The organism is Parerythrobacter lutipelagi, assembly GCF_005434975.1.
In the GTDB taxonomy this organism is placed as follows: domain Bacteria; phylum Pseudomonadota; class Alphaproteobacteria; order Sphingomonadales; family Sphingomonadaceae; genus Parerythrobacter_A; species Parerythrobacter_A lutipelagi.
In genome coordinates, this window is sequence record NZ_SKCJ01000001.1 from 323556 (window position 1) to 342351 (window position 18796).

An 18796-nucleotide genomic window follows, 5' to 3' on the forward strand; every position below is an offset into this window, starting at 1 on the left:
CAGACATGATCAGATCGCTGCCTTTGCTGCACCGGATCGACGGCAAGAAAGTTGTCGTCGTGGCGGAAGGGGCGATGGGAGAAGCAAAAACGCGGCTGGTCGAACGCGCCGGTGGTATTCCATGCGGCGAACCTGAAGCACATCACGCTGCGCTGGCGTTCATTGCATTGGAGGATGCGCGGGAGGCTGAGGCAGCCGCGCGGCGGCTTAAAGCGAAGGGCCTGCTGGTCAATGTAGCTGACCGGCCGGAGCTGTGCGATTTCACCACGCCGAGCATCCTCGACCGGGATCCCGTGCTGATTGCCATCGGCACATCGGGCGCATCGGCCGGGTTGGCAAAGCAATTGCGGCTCCGGCTCGAAGCGCTTTTGCCGCAATCGCTGGGCAAGCTCGCCGCCAGGCTGGAGACCGCGCGCGGTGCCATGCGTGCAAAATATCCCGACGCGAGCCAACGCAGGCAGGCACTCGACCTCGCGCTGAGCGAAGGCGGCATTCTCGATCCGCTCGACCCGCGTTCGGCAGAGCATGTCGAAAAGTGGCTCGGCAGCAAGGAAATCATGCGGGCCGAAACAACGATTACGTTTGAGGTCAGAAGTGATGACCCGCAATCTCTCACGCTACGGCAGGCGCAATTGCTGGGCATGGCCGATACTGTCGCGCACGAACCCGATATACCGTCCGCCATCCTCGACCGAGCCCGGGCAGACGCTGCGCGCATTGAATTGCCAATCGATCAGATGCCGGCGTCTGGTCTGACCATCGTCTTGCGCCGCGCGCGCTGAGCCGGTTTCAGGCCGCAGCGCGTTTGTTTTCCAGCGCCGCGAAATACCCCGCCATCGCATAGGCCGCACTGTCGCTCAGCCCGATAAAGACCCGGCGGCGATCGGCATCGTCTTCCACCCGATCGAACAGGCCAGATTCGACCATCTGATTGATCCAGCGCAGCGCCGTTGTCGGTGGCACGGCGGCAGCAATGCACAGCGAACTGACCGACACCCGCACATGTTCGACCCGCGCTGCCGTTAGGTCGAGTAGCATGTCCCATGCCGGATCGGCGAACAGGTCCACTGCAAAAAATTCGCCGCGAAGACGCCGTTGGCTGATGATCTGTCGCACCAGCCTCGGCTCAGGCAAGGGCGGCTTCTGGCTGCGGACAAGGTCGGAAGACTGATCCTTGGCCCCTTTGTAGTCCTTGTTGGGCGATTCAAACCGGAACGCGCCCCCAGTGGCTGAAAGCCCGCGCTGGTCGAAACGATCGAGCCGTTCGGCAATCTGCCCGACTTGCTCAGTCAGCCGCATCAGTGTGAGCCGGTCTTCCTCCGCCAGATCACGCAGCCGCGTATTCGGCAACCCGGTAAGCATGCTGCCGAGCGCGATCACCCGTTCCCCACGCCCCGGATCGACGAGGATCTGAGCGTTGGACTGTGCGAGACAGCCGAACAACGCATCAAGCGAAGCAAGCGTAGTCGAAACCACCAGCCGTGCATCCGATTTCGCCACCCGCATATCGAGGTGCGAAAGTGCTGCCAGCGTCTGACCATCGGCATCCGGACAATCGAGCAACACGAGGTCACCCAGCGCCTTCGGGTAACCGGTAAGCAAGGCCGAAACCGCATCCGTTTGGCCGATCCGCAATCCTGCCGAAGCCGCGTCCTCGGCAATCTGATCACGCAAATGCACACGATCGGCGAAGATCGATACCGTAAGCGGCAATCCCGCCGGATCATTGACTGCATCCGCTGGCCCGTAGCTGAAGTCTGCTTGCATCATCTACTCCCCATTGAAAGAACAGGGATAGAACAAAAGGGGTCTTTGTCAAGAATTCCAACGGAAATCATTTGTCGGATGCGGGCAGATTGAACCTTTTGTGCCATCCGGGCGACTAACCTCATGATGGCAACGAAACGACCTCGTCGGGCCCCAACGGCCAATGCCGTCTTCGACGAGTTGCTGGTGACGCTTGTCCTTGGCGGTGACCGGGCAGCAGGCGACCGCCTCGCAGCTCGCTGGCACCCACGATTGCTGCGAACAGCGCGCAGGCTGACAGGCGATAGCGAGATGGCAATGCAGGCAGCGCAGGAAAGCTGGCTGGCGATCTGGCGCGGGCTCGCAGGTTTGCGTGATCCATCACGCTTTGCCCCGTGGGCCTTCGGCATCTTGCGCCGGAAATGCGCAGATGCGCTGCGCCAGGCAGCCGCGGCCCGCAAACGGTCGAGCGATATTGACGCCGACGAGTTTGGAATTTCGGAGGCGCCTGACGAAGCTTTGGCGATCCGGCAAGCCTTTGCCGCGCTTTCGCCCGAACACCGGCTGGCGGCTCATCTTCACTTCGTCGAGGGACTCACTCTCGCCGAAATTGCCGGGGTCCAAGAGGTGCCGCTGGGCACCGCGAAATCCCGCCTCTTCCACGCTCGTCGCCAATTGAAAGCGGCGCTCCGCGAAGACCCAATAGGAGAAGACAGATGACGCAGATTGATGACCGAATTCATGGCGTGCTCGATGCCGATGATCGCGCCTTTCTGGACAGTCTGGAAACAGATCGCGGCATGTTCCGCCAGATCGGCGACAGCATGCATGGGCCGCTGGGACGCTGGGCCAAGTTCAGCTTCGTGCTCGCATTCGTGATCGGCTTCGGCCTGGCCTTTGCTTTCTACCGCGCGGTCACCGCCGACGGCACCGATGCGATGCTCGGCTGGGGCCTGACGGCCATCGGGCTGCTGATCATGCAGGGCTTCCTCAAACAATGGATGTTCGCGCGCATGAACACGCTGATGGTACTACGTGAAGTGAAGCGCCTGCAATTGCAGGTCGCGGAACTAGCCGAATCTGCCGACTAAGGCCGTATCTCGATCGGGGTGCCATCGTCGATGGCGCCCCACAGCTCTTCCATCTCTGCATTGGTGACCGCGATGCAGCCATCGGTCCAGTCACCCGGCAACCGATCGACCGGCGACATATTTGGCTGGCCATGGATGAAGATGTCGCCGCCCGGAGAGCGGTTCAGCTCTTCCGCATAGGCACGGTCGCGGTTGTTCGGATAAGAAATGCGCAGGCTGAGATGATACGCGCTTTCAGGATTGCGGGTATCGATGATGTAACGGCCTTCAGGCGTCCGTTCATCGCCTTCGAATTGCTTGTGACCTTGCGGCGCGTCTCCGAATGCGATGCCGGTATATTCGCGCACGACATTGCCGCTGCGATACAGGGTCAAGGTCCGGTCGGACTTGTCGACCAGCACGAAATCGGCCTTCGCCGTGAGCGGCTCGCGCTCGACTGGCGCGCAGCCTACGGCAAGGATTGTAACAACGGCTGCGATGACCGGCCATAGCTTCATTCCGCCGGATCCTTGCCGACCCCAAGCCGGTCATCGACCAGCTTCCACACAATCATCAGGACGAAAATCGCTGCAAAATCAAGCCAAGCGGGCACCTCAAGCTGCTGAAACCACCAGAGAGTACCCAGCACGGCCAATGCAAAGCCAGTGAATGTCAAAGCTCTGATTGCATGGCTGCGCATCGATCCGGTCAGTCGATGAACGGGTCGCGCACAAGGATCGTATCTTCGCGCTCGGGGCTAGTGCTGACGAGCGCGACCGGAGTTTCGATCAATTCCTGCACTCGCTGGATGTATTTGATCGCATTGGCCGGCAGGTCCGCCCAGCTGCGGGCGCCTGCAGTCGATTCCTGCCACCCTTCCATTTCCTCGTAGATCGGTTCGACCGCAGCCTGATCGGCGGAGTGCGAAGGGAAATAGTCCATGATCTTGCCGTGGAGCCGGTAACCGGTGCAGATCTTCACTGTCTCCAGCCCGTCGAGGACGTCGATCTTGGTCAGTGCAATTCCGGTCACACCGCTGATCGCGCAACTTTGACGAACAATCACCGCATCGAACCAGCCGACGCGACGCTGGCGGCCGGTCACGGTACCGAATTCGTGGCCGCGTTCGCCCAGCCGCTGGCCGATTTCGTCGTCGAGCTCAGTCGGAAACGGACCGCTGCCCACGCGGGTGGTGTAGGCCTTGACGATCCCGAGGACGAAGCCGGTCGAGTTGGGGCCAAGGCCCGAGCCGCTCGCCGCTGTGCCGCTAACAGTGTTCGAACTGGTGACAAAGGGATAGGTCCCGTGATCGATATCGAGCAGCACACCCTGCGCACCCTCGAACAGGATGCGTGCGCCAGCCTTGCGCACTTTCTTCAGCCGCTTCCATACCGGCTGCGCGAACTGCAGTACGAAAGGCGCAATTTCGCGCAGATCGTTCAGCAGCCGCTCCCGGTCGACGGGCGGTTCGTTGAAGCCGGCGCGCAAAGCATCGTGATGCGCGCACAGGCGATCGAGCTGCGGTTCGAGATCGTCGAGATGCGCCAGATCGCACACACGTATGGCGCGCCGGCCGACCTTGTCTTCATAGGCCGGGCCAATCCCTCGACCGGTGGTGCCGATCTTGCCAGTACCGGCGGCTGTTTCGCGCAGGCCGTCCAGGTCACGATGGATTGGCAGGATCAGCGGGCAATTGTCCGCTATCGCGAAATTGTCATCGGTGATGGAGACGCCCTGCCCTTCGAGCTTGCCAATCTCGGATTTGAGATGCCACGGATCGAGCACCACGCCGTTGCCAATGATCGACAAAGTGCCGGTGACGATACCGGACGGCAGCAGGCTGAGCTTATAGGTCGTCCCGTCGACCACCAGCGTATGGCCAGCATTGTGACCGCCCTGAAAGCGGACCACGGCATCGGCCCGGCTGGCCAGCCAGTCGACGATCTTGCCTTTGCCCTCATCGCCCCACTGGGCGCCGATCACGGTAACATTGGCCATTGGGAAAATCTTCCTTCGTTAGGGCGCGAAAACCGTGCCGCGCACTAGGCCAACGGCCAAAAGGGGGCAAGGCGCTTCGGCGCTCTGACCAACACAATTAGTTTTGTGGTGGATCGGTCTCCTCGATCCACGCGGTAATCCAATTGGTGAATTCCGTCGCCAGGTGCCAACGGTTCTGGGAGATCAGGCTGTCCGGTGTCAGGGTCGGCAATTCGGCCAGCGGACGGCAGCGGAAGCCCGGCCCCTCGTCGCGCAGCATATGGCGCACACCGGCGACAGCGATGCCGAGCGGCGAATAGGCCACTCCGGGAATTTCCACCGGAAACGCCGGATCGGGCGGGGTCTTGAGCTTCGAAGTGTCGCCATAGTGAATATAGAAATGCGACGGCAGCGGGGCACCACCGGTGGTTTCGATAACTTCCTGATAACCCTGAGACGTTGGCCCGAGAACGTAATGCTGCGGCTCACCATTGAGCAGGATCGACTTCCGGTCATCCGTATTGAGCCCGATGAACCAATCGGCAAAACCCTTCGCGGTGCCGCGATTGCACAGGATATCGACCGAACAGATTTTCCTGCCTCCGAAAGACAACAGAGCCATAAGGCTGGACAGCACATCGGTTGCCCCCACCTGCCATCGAAGCAGTTTGCGAATGCGGGGCGTCCCGAGATCAAGCTTGGTTTCCAGCAGGAACGCCCGCATTTCTTTCAGCGTGCGCTCCCCAGGATCGAGATGCAGCCGCTTGCACGCCCTCAGCGCGTCAGCGAATTCCCAATCATGCACTTGCGCCAAAGCGGTCATTTGCCCGTCGATGGTGATCTGGAATGTGATATCGTTCACGGCGTCCCCCCGTCCTGTCAATCCACCGCGAATGTTAGCCGCCTTTTGGCAACTTAGCGAATGCGATTTCGGAACCGCGTGCCGCGCTGTCCGTAACAGTCATATGACAGACAGAACCACACAACCCACCCTCGCCCTCAACGACGACCGCCAGATTCCGCAGCTGGGCTTCGGAACATGGGAAATCGAGCCGGACGCTGCCGCCGAGGCCGTCTCGACTGCGCTCGATGCCGGATACTGGCTGGTCGATACCGCTGCCATCTATCGCAATGAAGAGGGCGTCGGCGAAGGGATTGGCAAATGGTCAGACATCTTCCTCCAGACCAAGATCTGGAATGAAAGCCAGGGGTATGACCGCACGCTCGCAGCGGCGGAGAAATGCCTTGGGCGGCTCGGCCGCGATCATGTCGACATGTTGCTGATTCACTGGCCCGCTCCGCAGAAGGGCCTGTTCGTCGACACCTGGAAAGCGCTGATAGAACTGCGTGATCAGGGCAAGGCCAAGTCGATCGGCGTGTCGAACTTCCGCGAGGAAGACCTGAAGCGGATCGTCGACGAGACCGGCGTGGTACCGGCACTCAACCAGATCGAACTGCACCCCAGTTTCCAGCAGCGCGACATGCGCAAGCTGCACGATGAAATGGGCATCGTAACGCAGAGCTGGTCCCCGCTCGGCCAGGGTAACGCGTTCGGCAATGATACGATTAACGCCATCGCCAAGGAAACCGGCCAATCCGCCCCGGCAGTGGTGATCCGCTGGCACATTCAATGCGGGCTGAGCACGCTTCCCCGTTCGACCAATCCAGATCACATTCGCGACAATTTCACCGCACTCGATTTCGAACTGAGCGCTGATCAGATGAAGCGGATCGACGATCTCGATAGCGCGGATGGCCGGATGGGTCCGGACCCGGGCAACGCCGACTTCTGAGCCATTCGCTGCTCAGCTCCGTTTGTTCGGATCAAAGCGGTCGGGGCATTTCGCCATCCAGCCGGTGCGTGCAACCAAGTGTCGACGCGTCCTCACCCTCGCCGAGCGCTGCAACGGTGCGCCACCCCTCTGAGCGCAGTGCCGCAGCCGCCGTGAAATCATGTCCCACGGGCAAGAATACGGTCCGCGAATCATCATCAAGCTGCACGGCATCGACCAACCGGTCGCAATATAGCGTAAACCCGGTGGCTGCTTCGCCGCTGCCGGAAATCGTATAGGTCCCTCCTCGCCCCAATGCGCCGCGGATGCCGTCAGCGTAGAGTGTGAAACCGAACCAGCTCTGGTATTCGAAGCCGTGTCGTTCCGACGGGTCGAGCGTCACGCGCGCACGGTCTCCGATACGGTCAGCGATGGCACGGAGCCCGTCGATCCTGCTGGTGAGCGCGCCGCCCGCGTCGATTGCGGCAAGCTTCGCGATTGCGTCTTCGAACGGTCCGGCAGCGTAGAGCAGCGGCAGATAGGCCGCGCCGCCGGCGGCTTTCAAGCCGCCCGCGTCCTTGGTGTCGAGTTCACGGCGCACCGGATCGACCTGATCCTTTGCGAGCGGCATTGCTTCTTCTGCCAATATGTCGACGAGGTCCGGCAGAGTGAAATCGATCAGGATATCCACCGCTCCTGCGGCCTCCAGGGCTTCAATCGCGATCACTGCAATCTCGCCGGCTGCGGCTGCGCTGTCGCTGCCGACCAGTTCGCCGCCCAGTTGCAGGCGCTGGCGTGACGGATCGAGCTGGTCGGCGCGGATCACTGCGGTGTCACCGGCATAGCAGAGCCGCAGCGGGCGCGGAGCAGCGGCCATGCTGGTTGCCGCGATCCGTCCGACCTGCGGAGTAATATCGCTCCGCAGTGCCAGCGTGCGCAGGCTTTGCGGATCGACAAAGCGGAACATACGCTGTGCGCGCACGCCCTCCATCCGGCCTGCGAGGCTTTTCTCGAATTCGACCAGCGGCGGTCGGACGCGATCATAGCCATGGCTATCGAGCACGCCCAACGCATCGCGCATCACGCGGGTCAGGACAGCCGCTTCGCGCGGCAACAGGTCCTCAAGACCTTCAGGCAGGAGATCATCGGGTTTCGTCATAGCGCCGCGCGCCCTGCCCTATCAGGCATCAGAATTCCAGCGCCTTGACCACCTTCACACCTTCGAGGGAACACGCAGCATCACCCACCGCATCGGGAATTGGCTGATCGACGCTGAGTAGCAGCACCGCTTCTCCGCCCGCATCGCGCCTACCAAGATTGAACGTGCCGATATTGATCCCGTGCTCACCCAGAAGCGTACCGATACGTCCGATGAAACCGGGTGCGTCTTCGTTGACGATATACAGCATGTGGCCCGAAAGTTCGGCTTCGATACCAACACCGAAGATTTCAACGAGGCGCGGTGCGTCCACGCCGAACAGTGTACCTGCAACCGACCGGTCGCCTTGCTCGGTACCGACAGTGACCCGGATCAGCGTGTTGTAGGCGCCTTCCTTTTCATGCCGAACAGAGCGAATGTCGAGCCCGCGCTCCTTTGCCAGGTAAGGCGCATTGACCATGTTCACGGTGTCCGAATATTGTTTCATCAGACCGGCGAGGACCGCACCTTCGATCGGCTTGCCGGACAATTCGGCCGCCGCACCTTCACGCTCGATGCTGATCTTGGTGAGGTTGCCGTGCGCCAATTGACCCACGAGCGAACCGAGCTTTTCCGCGAGGCCCATATAGGGCTTCAGCTTGGGCGCTTCTTCGGGGCTGAGGCTTGGCATGTTGAGCGCGTTCGTGACGCCGCCGCTGACGAGGTAATCCGCCATTTGTTCAGCCACCTGCAGCGCCACATTGACCTGTGCCTCTGTCGTGCTGGCACCAAGGTGCGGAGTCGAAATGAAGCCCGGTGTGCCGAACAGCGGGCTGTCCTTGGCCGGTTCGGTCTCGAACACGTCGAGCGCGGCACCTGCCACATGGCCGCTATCTAGCGCATCTTTCAGCGCCGATTCGTCGATCAGCCCGCCGCGAGCGCAGTTTACGATCCGCACCCCCGGTTTTGCTTTGGCGATATTCTCGCGGCTGAGAATATTGCGCGTCTGGTCGGTCAGCGGCGTGTGCAGCGTGATGAAATCCGCCTTGCCGAGCAATGTGTCCAGATCGGCCTTTTCGACGCCCAGCTCGACCGCGCGTTCTTCCGTCAGAAACGGATCATAGGCCACGACCTTCATCTTGAGGCCAAGCGCGCGACTGGCAACGATCGAACCGATATTGCCTGCACCGATCAGGCCGAGCGTCTTGCCGGTCAGTTCGACGCCCATAAAGTCGTTCTTCGGCCATTCACCGGCCTGGGTTCGCTTGTCCGCCGCCGGGATCTGCCGCGCGACAGCGAAAATCAGCGCGATGGCGTGCTCGGCTGTGGTGATCGAGTTGCCGAACGGAGTGTTCATCACCACGACGCCTTTGCCGCTGGCGTACGGTATATCGACATTGTCCACCCCGATCCCGGCGCGGCCAATCACTTTGAGATTTGTCGCCGCGTCGAGGATGGCCGGTGTGACCTTGGTCGATGAACGAATGGCGAGGCCATCGTAGTCGCCGATGCGGCCGATCAGCTCTTCAGGGCTTTCACCCGTGATCACATCGACATCACAGCCGCGTTCTTCGAAAATCTTGGCGGCATTGGGGTCCATCTTGTCGGAAATGAGGACTTTAGGCTTGCTCATGACGGATTATTCCTGTCGTTCGCCCGGCACTGCGCCGGGTCAGTATTTCGGGGAAGGCAGCGGCGGCCCTTGGCGGGGCCGCCGGCCAGATCAGCCGTTCTTGACCGTTTCGTAGGCCCATTCGATCCATGGCAGGAGACGCTTCAGGTCTTCCTGCTCGACCGTGCCGCCGCACCAGATGCGCAAGGATGGCGGCGCGTCGCGATAGCCGTTGAAATCGTAACCGACATCGCGGTCTTCCAGCAGCTTGACGATCTTCTTGGGAACGCCTGCCTTGTCCTCGTCGGACAGGCTGTCGTACCAGTCACCCTGGAACACGAAGCACACGCCAGTGTTGGTGCGCTTCGCCGGGTCGGAAACCATGTTGCGCAGCCACGGGGTCGCCTCGATCCAGTCGAGCACGATCTTCGCGTTGGTATCGGCCCGTTCGAACATGGCTGTGCGGCCGCCGAGTGCCTGCGCCCATTCAAGCGCATCGATATAATCTTCAACCGCCAGCATGGACGGCGTGTTGATCGTCGCGCCTTCGAAGATGCCGGTGTTGATCTTGCCGCCCTTCTTGAGGCGGAAGAGCTTGGGCAATGGCCATTCGGGATCGTAATCCTCGATACGCTGCACGGCCTTGGGGCTCAGCACCAGCATGCCGTGTTGGGCTTCACTGCCCATGACCTTCTGCCAGCTGTAAGTCGTGGCATCGAGCTTGGCCCAATCCATCTCCATCGCGAAAACGGCGCTGGTGGCATCGTTGATCGTCACACCTTCGCGGCCATCGGCCAACCAGTCGGTGTTAGGGATCTTCGCGCCAGACGTGGTGCCGTTCCAGGTGAACACGACATCGCTTTCCTGCGGAATGCTCGCCAGATCGGGAATCTCGCCATATTCCGCGTCGAGCGTGGTCAGCTGCGGCAGCTTGAGCTGCTTGACCGCATCCTGAATCCAGACATTGCCGAAGCTTTCCCATGCCGCGACCGTAGCCGGGCGATCGGGACGCAGCATCGTCCACATCGCGCATTCCAGCGCACCGGTGTCCGATGCCGGCATGATGCCGACGAGGTAATCCTCGGGAACACCGAGCATTTCCTTGGACAGGTCGATGGCATATTTCAGCCGCGATTTGCCCAGGGCGCTGCGATGCGAGCGTCCGAGCGATTCGGTTTTGAGATTGGAAGCGGTCCAGCCCTTGTGCTTGGCAGTAGGTCCGGACGAAAAGAAAGGGCGCTCTGGCTTGAGCGCCGGCAGGTCAGTCATGTATTCTCTCCTTGCAGAGAGCTCGCGCGGCGTTGGGACCGCGTGGCCCGCTGGGTGCAGTAATGTTGCAGTGCAACGAGTCAAGCAGAGATAAAGTTTCCCGAGAAACCTTTCCCCGCGACAAGACGTTGCTTGGATGCGCTCGGCACTCGCCAAGCGACAATTCACACCTTATGGCGGGCCGCGATGAAGACTTCCGACCTTCGCATTGCGCTGTTCAGCGGCAACTACAACTACACACGCGACGGTGCGAATCAGGCGCTCAACCGCCTGATGGGCTATATGTTGCGGCAGGGCGCATCGGTGCGGGTTTATTCTCCCACCGTGCCAGAACCTGCGTTCGAGCCGACCGGAGACCTTGTTTCCGTGCCGTCGATCAGTATTCCGGGCCGCAGCGAATTCCAGTTCCCGCTCGGTGTGCCGAGCCGGGTGCGAAACGATCTGGAGAATTTTCGGCCCAATATTCTGCATATCGCTTCGCCCGATGTGTCTGCGCATCGGGCCGTAACCTGGGCACGCAATCACGATGTGCCGGTTTTGTCTTCGGTTCACACCAGATTCGAGACCTATCCACGCTACTACGGGCTCGGTTTCACCGAACCGCTTGTCGAATCGATCCTGCGGCGGCTCTACCGGCGCTGCGACGCACTTGTCGCGCCGTCCCAAAGCATGATCGAAACCCTGCGTGAGCAGGAAATGCATGACGACATTTCCTTGTGGACACGCGGCGTGGATCGCACCGTCTTCGCGTCCGACAAGCGTGACCTTGCGTGGCGGCGAAAGCTTGGCCTGGCAGACGACGATGTAGCGATCGTTTTCCTCGGGCGGCTGGTCATGGAAAAAGGGCTGGATATCTTTGCCGAAACCATCGTCCAACTGCGCCGCAAACAAGTGCCCCACAAAGTGCTTGTGATCGGTGACGGTCCGGCTCGGGGCTGGTTCGAGAAAGCACTTCCCGGCGGCACCTTCGCCGGATTCCAGACCGGGGCCGACCTAGGCCGTGCGCTGGCCAGCGGCGACATCTTCTTCAACCCGTCGATCACTGAAACCTTCGGCAATGTCACTTTGGAGGCGATGGCCTGCGGGCTGCCGGTCGTGGCAGCCGGGGCGACCGGTGCCTCAAGCCTGGTAAGCGATGGCGAGACCGGGCGCCTTGTCCCGCCCGGATCGGCGGAAGCCTTTGCCGAGGCCATTGCCCCCTATTGCACCGACCATGGCTTGCGCGCCCGGCACGGCGCGGCCGGCGAGGCGCGGAGCAAGGACTACAACTGGGACGCGATCAACCAGGCAGTAGCAGATACTTATCTCCGCCTGGCCGAGGCGCGTTCGGGCTGACTGCTAACGAAGCACGCCTTCGCGGCGCATCTTCATCGCGTACCACAGCATGAACAAGGTGATGACCCAGATCACAATGGCGATTCCCCAGCCGGACATATCGGCAGGGAGCTCCGTCAGCACGCGCTGGTAGACTGTCGTTCCCAGGAGTCCGACAAGGGCGACGAGCAGCGAAGCCACCGCCCAGCGCGAGCGCAGGAGCAGAAGGATCGAGCCGACAAAGGCGCCCCACACTCCCAGCGCCCACAGCGAATCCGCCCACGCTGGGAAGCCGGTCACATAGGCAATCGCTTCGTCCGACATGCCGAAACCATCCAGATTGCCTGTCTGCGTGCTAATATAGCTCCAGATGCCGACCCCGTTCCACAACAGGGTCAATATGCCTACGACCCAAAGATGCCACGGCGCTTGCTTGGCAGTGTTCATGATTTCCCTCCCACAAGGCGCGACCCTTGCCATCCGCGAAATCTGCCCTTTCGCCGCACCATTGGCAATCCCCCGCACTCCCCACTAGATAGCAGCGATGGCCGACCTTTTCGCCGACGACCCGCTACAAAGCGCTACCGACGAACCGCGCGAGGATGCACCGCTGGCGGATCGACTGCGCCCCCGCTCGCTCAGCGACGTTATCGGCCAGGATCACCTGACCGGGGCGGAAGGTCCAATCGGGCGAATGGTTGCCGCAGGCCGCCTATCCAGCATGATCCTGTGGGGGCCGCCCGGAACCGGCAAGACAACAATTGCGCGCCTGCTGGCCGATGCTGTCGGCATGCGGATCGAAAGCGTCAGCGCAGTGTTTTCCGGTGTTGCCGACCTTAAGAAAGCCTTCGCTGCCGCCGATACTGCCGCGAAAGCCGGGCAACGCACGTTGCTGTTCGTCGATGAGATCCATCGCTTCAATCGCGCCCAGCAGGACGGCTTTCTGCCATTCGTAGAGCGCGGCACTGTGACACTGGTCGGCGCGACCACTGAAAATCCCAGCTTCGAACTCAACGCGGCGCTGCTCAGCCGCGCTCAAGTGCTGATCCTGCACCGGCTCGATGCAGAAGCTCTCGGCAAGCTGCTCGACCGGGCAGAGGAACTCGAAGGCGCGCTTCCGCTCACCGATGAAGCTCGCGAGGCGTTGATCGCAAGTGCGGACGGCGACGGGCGGTTTCTGCTCAATCAGGCAGAAACGCTCTATAATGCAGAGATCGGCGCCGATGGCTCCGGGCCCCTCGATCCCGCCGCACTCGGCCGGTTTCTGCAGCGCCGTGTTGCGGTCTACGACAAAGACCGCGAGGGGCATTACAATCTCATCAGCGCACTGCACAAAAGCTTGCGCGGTTCGGACCCGCAAGCTTCGCTCTACTACCTCGCGCGGATGCTGACCGCAGGCGAGGAACCGCTGTATGTTTTGCGGCGCCTCGTCCGCTTCGCCAGTGAGGATATCGGCCTCGCCGATCCGCAGGCGCTGACCCAGTGTCTGGCAGCGAAGGACGCCTACGAGTTCCTCGGCAGCCCCGAGGGCGAATTGGCGATTGTGCAAGCGTGTCTCTATTGCGCCACCGCGCCCAAGTCGAACGCCGCCTACAATGCGCAGAAAAGCGCGTGGAAGAGCGCGAAGGAAACCGGCAGCCTGATGCCGCCGCAGAACATCCTCAACGCACCGACCAAACTGATGAAGGACATCGGCTATGGCAAGGGCTATGCCTATGACCACGAAGCGGAAGGCGGTTTCTCCGGCGCAGACTATTGGCCCGAGGGGATGGAGCCGCAGAAGTACTACGCACCGGTCGAACGCGGGTTCGAGCGTGAAATTGCCAAGCGACTGGATTACTGGAAAAAGCTGCGCGAGGCGCGCGAGTGAGGCCTGATCGCTTCACCCATTTCCTCGCGATCGACTGGTCTGGTGCCAAGGGGGAGCGCCTGAAAGGCATCGCGCTGTCACTGGCCGATGCGAAGGGCGGACCTCCGGTGCTGGTTGAGCCACCAAGACGGGGCTGGTCGCGCGAGGATGTTCTCGCGATCATGCGCGACGACCTGCCACCGGCCACACTGGTTGGTATGGACCTCGGGATTTCGCTACCGTTCGCCGATGCTGGCGCGTTCTTTCCCGGCTGGAAGGAGAGCCCGCCGGACGCGAAATCCTTGTGGGAATTGATCGACCAAATTTGCGCTGACGATCCGCATCTTGAATGCGGCAGCTTTGTCACCCATCCGCAAGGCTCGCGCTATTTTCGGCACGCCAAAGACCATATTGGCGACCGTTTCCATCTGCCGGGCGCACAGACCCGTGAAGGCCGGTTTCGCCGCGCTGAGATAGCGCAGCGCCAGCAAGGGGTCCGGCCGGTAAGCAATTTCAATCTCGTCGGCGCGGCGCAGGTCGGCAAGTCATCGCTCACCGGAATGCGCATGCTGCACAATTTGCGTGATCACCTGTCCGTATGGCCGGTCGATCCGCTGCCGGAAAACGGCCCGGTGGTGGTCGAGATGTACACTTCGATTGCCGCGCGCGGCGGCGGGGTCGGCGGAGCGAAGACCAAGCTGCGCAGCTACGAAGACCTCAACGCTGCGCTCGACGCGCTCGGCTCCGCGCCGGTCGCAGGCAGCGGTCCGATCGACGACCATTCGTCCGATGCACTTGTAACGGCCGCATGGCTGCGCAAGATCGGGCATCAACCCGAATTCTGGCGGCCCAAAGGTCTATCCCGACACATTGCGCGAACGGAAGGCTGGACATTCGGCGCGGTCTAGGCAAAAGGCCCTCGCCGAAAGGCGCGCCGGCTTAGCTCAGTTGGTAGAGCACCTGATTTGTAATCAGGGGGCCAGGGGTTCGAATCCTCTAGCCGGCACCATTCCCGGAAACGCGGTCTTAGGACCAGATTCTAGCTGAAGTTGGAATTGTCGCGCGGTTGCGCCGGCATGGCTTGACCCGGGCGCTGGCCGTGACCGAAGCCTGGATTGCCGCCTAGGCGCTGAATGGTTGCCATATCTTCGCGCTCGATGATCCCGGGGATCAGAAATGCGTCGATCAGCCACCAGACACCAAGAGCGATCCACCCGAGGCCGACTGGAATCCAGCCAAGCAAAAGCAGCAGGAGCTGCGCAATGGCAGTACCAGTCTGGCCAAGATAGAACCGGTGCGCGCCAAATCCGCCGAGGAAGAACCACAATACATAGGCTGCTCCGGTCGATTTCTTCTGCGCCTGGAACATCATTTGTGTGCGCGTATTGTCGTCCATAATTCCCCCCAAAGTCTTGATTCGCCAGCGACCATGGAATCATCGACGAGGAGCGTCAATCATGACGTGTCCCATGACTGCCCGTAGTCACCGGCAATTCAATTCGAGCGACAGTGTTTTCTCCCTGCCTGAAAAGGTCGAAACCGCCGCCAATAGCCTGGGCCCGGCCATGCATGTTCTCGAGGCCCCTACCGCCGTCGCGCGGGCCATCCAGACACGAGCCGTTATCGATCACGCTGATGGCGCCCGATTCCACGCGGACAGTGATCAAGTTGCCATCACTGTGCTTGAGCGCGTTGGTCATCGCTTCCTGCAGGATGCGAAAGACCTGCAAGACCGAGCGCGGGGCCATTTCAGGCAGGTCGCCGCCTGAACGGTCTTCCCACGCGAGCGCAAAGCCGCCAGCCGCAATGCGTTCGCGCGCCCGCTCGCGCATCAGGGTGAGAGCGGAGTTCAGCGACTCCCCGACAGTGTCCATAGAATCAATCAGCAGCCGCATCTCGTCGATCACGCCTTGAAGCCCGCTGGCCACTTTCTCGGGTTCGGCTCTGCCCCGCCGCGCCGCAAGCATCATCGACATGAGTGATGAACCGAGGCCGTCATGCATATCGCGCAGGATACGCTGCCGCTCGTCCTGGTGGGCTTGCTCCCGCAGCAAGTCTTTTTCACGGTCATGCGCCACTGCAAGCTCGGCAGTTCGAACATCCAGCTGTTCCTGCAATAGCTGATTGATCTGCGCAGATGACCGGAACAGACGGATATTCCGGGACAGGAAACCCGCCGCAAGCGCGGCGATCAGCACAGGCAGCACATAGTCGAGCGCCAGCAGCATATCGAGGCCGAATATCCGGATCAGAAGTTCGCGCAGGATCAAGACCGCCATCGCCAGAAAGATCGCGAACTCCCAATGCATCACGCGTTCGATTTCGGGCAGCTTCGACAGCAGGATACCGGTCAATCCGAGTGCGCCGATTGCCGTTATTATGAATACGACGATTTCGGCAGAAATCATCACCTCGCCGTTTTCCAGTTGGTAGAGATAGCTGGCGATGGATACGAGTGTGAAGGCCGGGATCAGGACGGCCACGATCCGTCCAAGGTATCGGACGCGGCGCTTGCCCCAGCTATCGATCAGCATCACCCAGACCAGGGGCAAAGATATATATACAATGCCCATTATCAACGCGCGCCAATCCGCCGGAAGCGGCAGAGTGCCCCAAACCTGTTGATGCAATCCAAATCCCCACAGCGCCGCTAGCGAGCCAAGCCAGAAGAGGTAAGGCTGCCGATCACCTCGAAACCAGGCGATAAAGGCAAGCAGTGCGACGAGATAGCCGATTGTCATGCTGATGAATTTGTATTCGTTGAGCAAGAAGAGCCGATGACCGAAGGCCCGCTGCAAGGCATCGGCATCACCGATCAACGGATAGGAAACGACGCTGGCCAAGGTCCCTTCCTTTGCCGCAAACACCAACACCAGTTCGTTTTCGCCCTGTTTCAGGCTCGACGCCGGGATGCGGATCAGCGCACGATGGCTGCGGCCCTCGGTCCCTATGGAACTTGTCTCGAGCGCGCCGATTTGATCGAGCAACACGCCGTTGAGACGAATGGCAAAGCTATCTGCCACAAGCTCATGGATGAGACCGCGGCCATTGGTCGGCACGTCCTCCAGATCGAAGGTAAAGCGTGCGGCGTAATGGCCGCTATCGCAGCAAATGCGCTGCGGCGGTTCGATTGTGTCGAAAGCTGCCTGCGCGAGAGCTGTATCGGAGGGCCCGTCGAGCCTTGCCAGTTTTGCGCTGGTAAGCTCGTTGAATTCGACGCTAGCTACATCGGCATCGAAGAGCGGGATCACTAGGAACCACATCACGGCCTGCACCAATGCTGCAATTCCGAGCGAGCGCCAGCGGTCCGGCGTCATCCAGCGCATAGCGCCTCCCTATTCGAACCATCTTCAACAGGCCTATCAGCCAGCCTCTCCGGATGCCATGCCATCAAGCTGGCAACGCAATCAAACTGGCTGCAGGCAGGGCTGGCAGTTCGAGGCGCGCCAACCTGCGTCCGCCAGAGTGGGTGATCGTGAACGCACCGCCGATCGCCTTGGCTCGCCCGCGCATGTTTTCCAGCCCCCGCCTGCCCTTGCGAGGCACCTCGAAGCCTGACCCATTGTCGATCACGCTGATGGCGCCTTGCTCCACGAGAACTTCGATCCTGTCGCCTTTGCTATGCTCAGCGCATTGGTCAGAGCCTCCTGCAAAGTGCGGAACACCTGCAACTCTACCGTGCGTTGGTCCAGTTGAGTCCGGTGCAACGTGCCGATCTGCTCGGCAGAAGGGAACAGGCGAATGTTGCATGAGAGATAGGCCGCGGCCAGTGCCACAAGCAGGAACGGCAGTACGAAGTCGATCGACCGGCCGCGCCTCCCGGTCGAAAGCCGGAGCGATAGCCAACCAGAAAACGCCCTGCACCAACAAGACGATGGCAAGAAGTAACAAACGGCCGCGTGTAATCCAGCGCATGAGTCCCCCCGACCCGGCATCTCGGACCGATATGCCATAGAATCGGCCGGACCGGATGCCATAGTCATGGCAGCTTGGGGAATTTAAGCGGCGGTCAGCCCCGACCGCGATAGGCGGTGACGCCTTGATCCGGCACCCACAGGCCTTCAGGCGGATTACCGCTTTGCCAGAAGACATCGATCGGGATGCCGCCGCGCGGATACCAGTAACCACCGATCCGCAACCAACGCGGCTTCATTTCCGCATGGAGGCGCTGCCCGATACCCACGGTCACGTCTTCGTGGAATCCAGCGTGGTTGCGAAAACTTCCCAGAAACAGCTTGAGACTCTTGGATTCCACGATCGTCTCACCAGGCGCATAATCGATCACGAGATGCGCGAAGTCCGGCTGGCCGGTTACCGGGCACAGCGAAGTGAATTCCGGTGCGGCGAAACGGGCGAGATAAAGCGCGCCTTCCCTCGGGTTGGGAACATAATCGAGCACAGCTTCGTCCGGCGAAACGGGAAGCGGGGTCTGCTGGCCCAGAAACTGAGGACCGGGGGACTGCGGCTTTTGTGTGTCACTCATGCCGCGCACATGCCGCGATCGCAGGCCGAGCACAAGTCGGCTATGGCGAAGGCAGAATTCACATCCTATTCAGCGCGCCCAGTCAGCTAGGGTCAGGACCGACGGATAGACCGATAATGCGCCAGATTTTCTCTCTAACCCTGATTGCCCTTGGCATCTCCGGCAGTGCTGCCGAAGCGCGGCAGCCTGCGCCTGAATTCCAGCTGCCCTCGCGGCCAACCCCGACAGCATCGCCGCAGGTTCAGGGCCCAGTGGATACGGCGGGCCCGGTACCTGTAGCGCCGCGCGTTATTTCGACAGAAACACCAGCGCCCACCGCAGCCTCGACGGCAGGGCCCACACCCACACTCAACCCCACACCCACCCCCACACCCGCGTCCACACCCGCGCCGACGACCTCCAGCGCATCGCCCTCACCTGCTTCCCGTTCGACTGCTTCGAGCGCATCAAGCGGTAGGCAAAGCGTGCGATCTGCCCCGCCTGCGACCAGCAGTCCGCCGCAAACCGGGGCTGAACGATCACCTGGTGAATTGGACGAGACGGCAGCCCCCACAGAAGCCCGACCA

22 protein-coding genes and 1 tRNA gene are annotated in these 18796 nt (G+C 61.2%); 8 read left to right on the forward strand and 15 right to left on the reverse strand.

What is annotated here, in order from left to right:
• The first annotated feature begins 5 nt into the window (after positions 1-5).
• Entirely contained in the window at positions 6-782 is a 777-nt protein-coding gene (locus tag E0502_RS01650) for a precorrin-2 dehydrogenase/sirohydrochlorin ferrochelatase family protein (RefSeq protein WP_192895901.1), read from the forward strand.
• A gap of 7 nt (positions 783-789) precedes the next feature.
• On the opposite strand, the gene E0502_RS01655 is transcribed toward E0502_RS01650, so the two are convergent.
• On the reverse strand, positions 790-1770 hold the full coding sequence (locus E0502_RS01655) for a MarR family transcriptional regulator (RefSeq protein WP_338047302.1): 981 nt from the start codon (positions 1768-1770) through the stop codon (positions 790-792).
• 123 nt (positions 1771-1893) lie between these two features.
• Here E0502_RS01655 and E0502_RS01660 point away from each other — a divergent pair, with 123 nt between their 5' ends.
• Entirely contained in the window at positions 1894-2466 is a 573-nt protein-coding gene (locus E0502_RS01660) for an RNA polymerase sigma factor (protein WP_204517909.1), read from the forward strand.
• Entirely contained in the window at positions 2463-2837 is a 375-nt protein-coding gene (locus E0502_RS01665) for a DUF6768 family protein (protein WP_137676243.1), read from the forward strand. The genes E0502_RS01660 and E0502_RS01665 overlap by 4 nt, the downstream gene beginning before the upstream one ends.
• Here E0502_RS01665 and E0502_RS01670 read toward each other — a convergent pair.
• The 4 genes from E0502_RS01670 to E0502_RS01680 all read right to left on the reverse strand — a co-directional run bounded on the left by E0502_RS01670 (position 2834) and on the right by E0502_RS01680 (position 5655).
• Positions 2834-3334 carry a L,D-transpeptidase family protein gene (locus tag E0502_RS01670; RefSeq protein ID WP_137676244.1) on the reverse strand — a complete coding sequence of 167 codons (501 nt, stop codon included), beginning with the start codon at positions 3332-3334 and terminating at the stop codon, positions 2834-2836. The two genes, E0502_RS01665 and E0502_RS01670, sit on opposite strands and share 4 nt — an antisense overlap.
• Entirely contained in the window at positions 3331-3465 is a 135-nt protein-coding gene (locus tag E0502_RS15380; RefSeq protein ID WP_275668347.1) for a hypothetical protein, read from the reverse strand. Before E0502_RS15380 ends, E0502_RS01670 begins: the two co-directional genes overlap by 4 nt.
• A 59-nt stretch (positions 3466-3524) precedes the next feature.
• The gene (locus E0502_RS01675) at positions 3525-4814 is read right to left on the reverse strand and encodes an adenylosuccinate synthase (protein ID WP_137676245.1); all 1290 of its coding nucleotides are present in this window, start codon (positions 4812-4814) and stop codon (positions 3525-3527) included.
• Between the two features lie 97 nt (positions 4815-4911).
• Positions 4912-5655 carry a DUF3108 domain-containing protein gene (locus E0502_RS01680; RefSeq protein ID WP_137676246.1) on the reverse strand — a complete coding sequence of 248 codons (744 nt, stop codon included), beginning with the start codon at positions 5653-5655 and terminating at the stop codon, positions 4912-4914.
• Positions 5656-5758: 103 nt separating this feature from the next.
• Here E0502_RS01680 and E0502_RS01685 point away from each other — a divergent pair, with 103 nt between their 5' ends.
• Positions 5759-6586 (forward strand): aldo/keto reductase, encoded by an 828-nt coding sequence (locus tag E0502_RS01685; RefSeq protein ID WP_137676247.1) that lies wholly within the window; start codon positions 5759-5761, stop codon positions 6584-6586.
• 31 nt (positions 6587-6617) lie between these two features.
• On the opposite strand, the gene E0502_RS01690 is transcribed toward E0502_RS01685, so the two are convergent.
• The 3 genes from E0502_RS01690 to E0502_RS01700 form a co-directional block, all read right to left on the reverse strand.
• Positions 6618-7724 carry an ATP phosphoribosyltransferase regulatory subunit gene (locus E0502_RS01690; protein ID WP_137676248.1) on the reverse strand — a complete coding sequence of 369 codons (1107 nt, stop codon included), beginning with the start codon at positions 7722-7724 and terminating at the stop codon, positions 6618-6620.
• 28 nt (positions 7725-7752) lie between these two features.
• Positions 7753-9336 (reverse strand): phosphoglycerate dehydrogenase, encoded by a 1584-nt coding sequence (gene serA / locus E0502_RS01695; RefSeq protein WP_137676249.1) that lies wholly within the window; start codon positions 9334-9336, stop codon positions 7753-7755.
• A 90-nt stretch (positions 9337-9426) separates the two neighbouring features.
• A complete protein-coding gene (locus E0502_RS01700; RefSeq protein ID WP_137676250.1) occupies positions 9427-10584 on the reverse strand; it encodes a phosphoserine transaminase in 1158 nt (385 codons plus the stop codon).
• 186 nt (positions 10585-10770) lie between these two features.
• On the opposite strand from E0502_RS01700, the gene E0502_RS01705 reads away from it, so the two are divergent.
• Positions 10771-11919, forward strand: a complete 1149-nt coding sequence (locus tag E0502_RS01705; protein ID WP_137676251.1) for a glycosyltransferase family 4 protein — start codon at positions 10771-10773, stop codon at positions 11917-11919.
• Positions 11920-11922: 3 nt separating this feature from the next.
• Here E0502_RS01705 and E0502_RS01710 read toward each other — a convergent pair whose 3' ends face one another.
• Positions 11923-12345, reverse strand: a complete 423-nt coding sequence (locus E0502_RS01710) for a hypothetical protein (protein ID WP_137676252.1) — start codon at positions 12343-12345, stop codon at positions 11923-11925.
• A gap of 97 nt (positions 12346-12442) precedes the next feature.
• Between E0502_RS01710 and E0502_RS01715 the strand changes: the two genes are divergently transcribed.
• The 3 genes from E0502_RS01715 (at position 12443) to E0502_RS01725 (ending at position 14756) form a co-directional block, all read left to right on the forward strand.
• Positions 12443-13768: a replication-associated recombination protein A gene (locus E0502_RS01715; protein ID WP_137676253.1), complete on the forward strand. Its 1326-nt coding sequence runs from the start codon at positions 12443-12445 to the stop codon at positions 13766-13768.
• A complete protein-coding gene (locus E0502_RS01720) occupies positions 13765-14655 on the forward strand; it encodes a hypothetical protein (protein ID WP_137676254.1) in 891 nt (296 codons plus the stop codon). Before E0502_RS01715 ends, E0502_RS01720 begins: the two co-directional genes overlap by 4 nt.
• 25 nt (positions 14656-14680) lie before the next feature.
• A tRNA-Thr gene (locus E0502_RS01725) sits at positions 14681-14756 on the forward strand.
• Positions 14757-14786: 30 nt separating this feature from the next.
• Here the strand turns inward: E0502_RS01725 and E0502_RS01730 are convergent.
• The 6 genes from E0502_RS01730 to E0502_RS01755 form a co-directional block, all read right to left on the reverse strand.
• Positions 14787-15143, reverse strand: coding sequence for a TM2 domain-containing protein (locus E0502_RS01730; protein ID WP_137676255.1), 357 nt, complete (start codon positions 15141-15143; stop codon positions 14787-14789).
• Between the two features lie 55 nt (positions 15144-15198).
• The gene (locus E0502_RS01735; RefSeq protein WP_137676256.1) at positions 15199-17073 is read right to left on the reverse strand and encodes a sensor histidine kinase; all 1875 of its coding nucleotides are present in this window, start codon (positions 17071-17073) and stop codon (positions 15199-15201) included.
• A 64-nt stretch (positions 17074-17137) separates the two neighbouring features.
• The gene (locus E0502_RS01740) at positions 17138-17320 is read right to left on the reverse strand and encodes a hypothetical protein (protein WP_137676257.1); all 183 of its coding nucleotides are present in this window, start codon (positions 17318-17320) and stop codon (positions 17138-17140) included.
• Positions 17317-17523, reverse strand: coding sequence for a hypothetical protein (locus E0502_RS01745; protein ID WP_137676258.1), 207 nt, complete (start codon positions 17521-17523; stop codon positions 17317-17319). Before E0502_RS01745 ends, E0502_RS01740 begins: the two co-directional genes overlap by 4 nt.
• A 233-nt stretch (positions 17524-17756) precedes the next feature.
• The gene (gene queF, locus E0502_RS01750; protein ID WP_137676259.1) at positions 17757-18230 is read right to left on the reverse strand and encodes a preQ(1) synthase; all 474 of its coding nucleotides are present in this window, start codon (positions 18228-18230) and stop codon (positions 17757-17759) included.
• Between the two features lie 241 nt (positions 18231-18471).
• Complete coding sequence (locus E0502_RS01755; protein ID WP_137676260.1) at positions 18472-18783, reverse strand: hypothetical protein; 312 nt, start codon at positions 18781-18783, stop codon at positions 18472-18474.
• Positions 18784-18796: the final 13 nt, after the last annotated feature.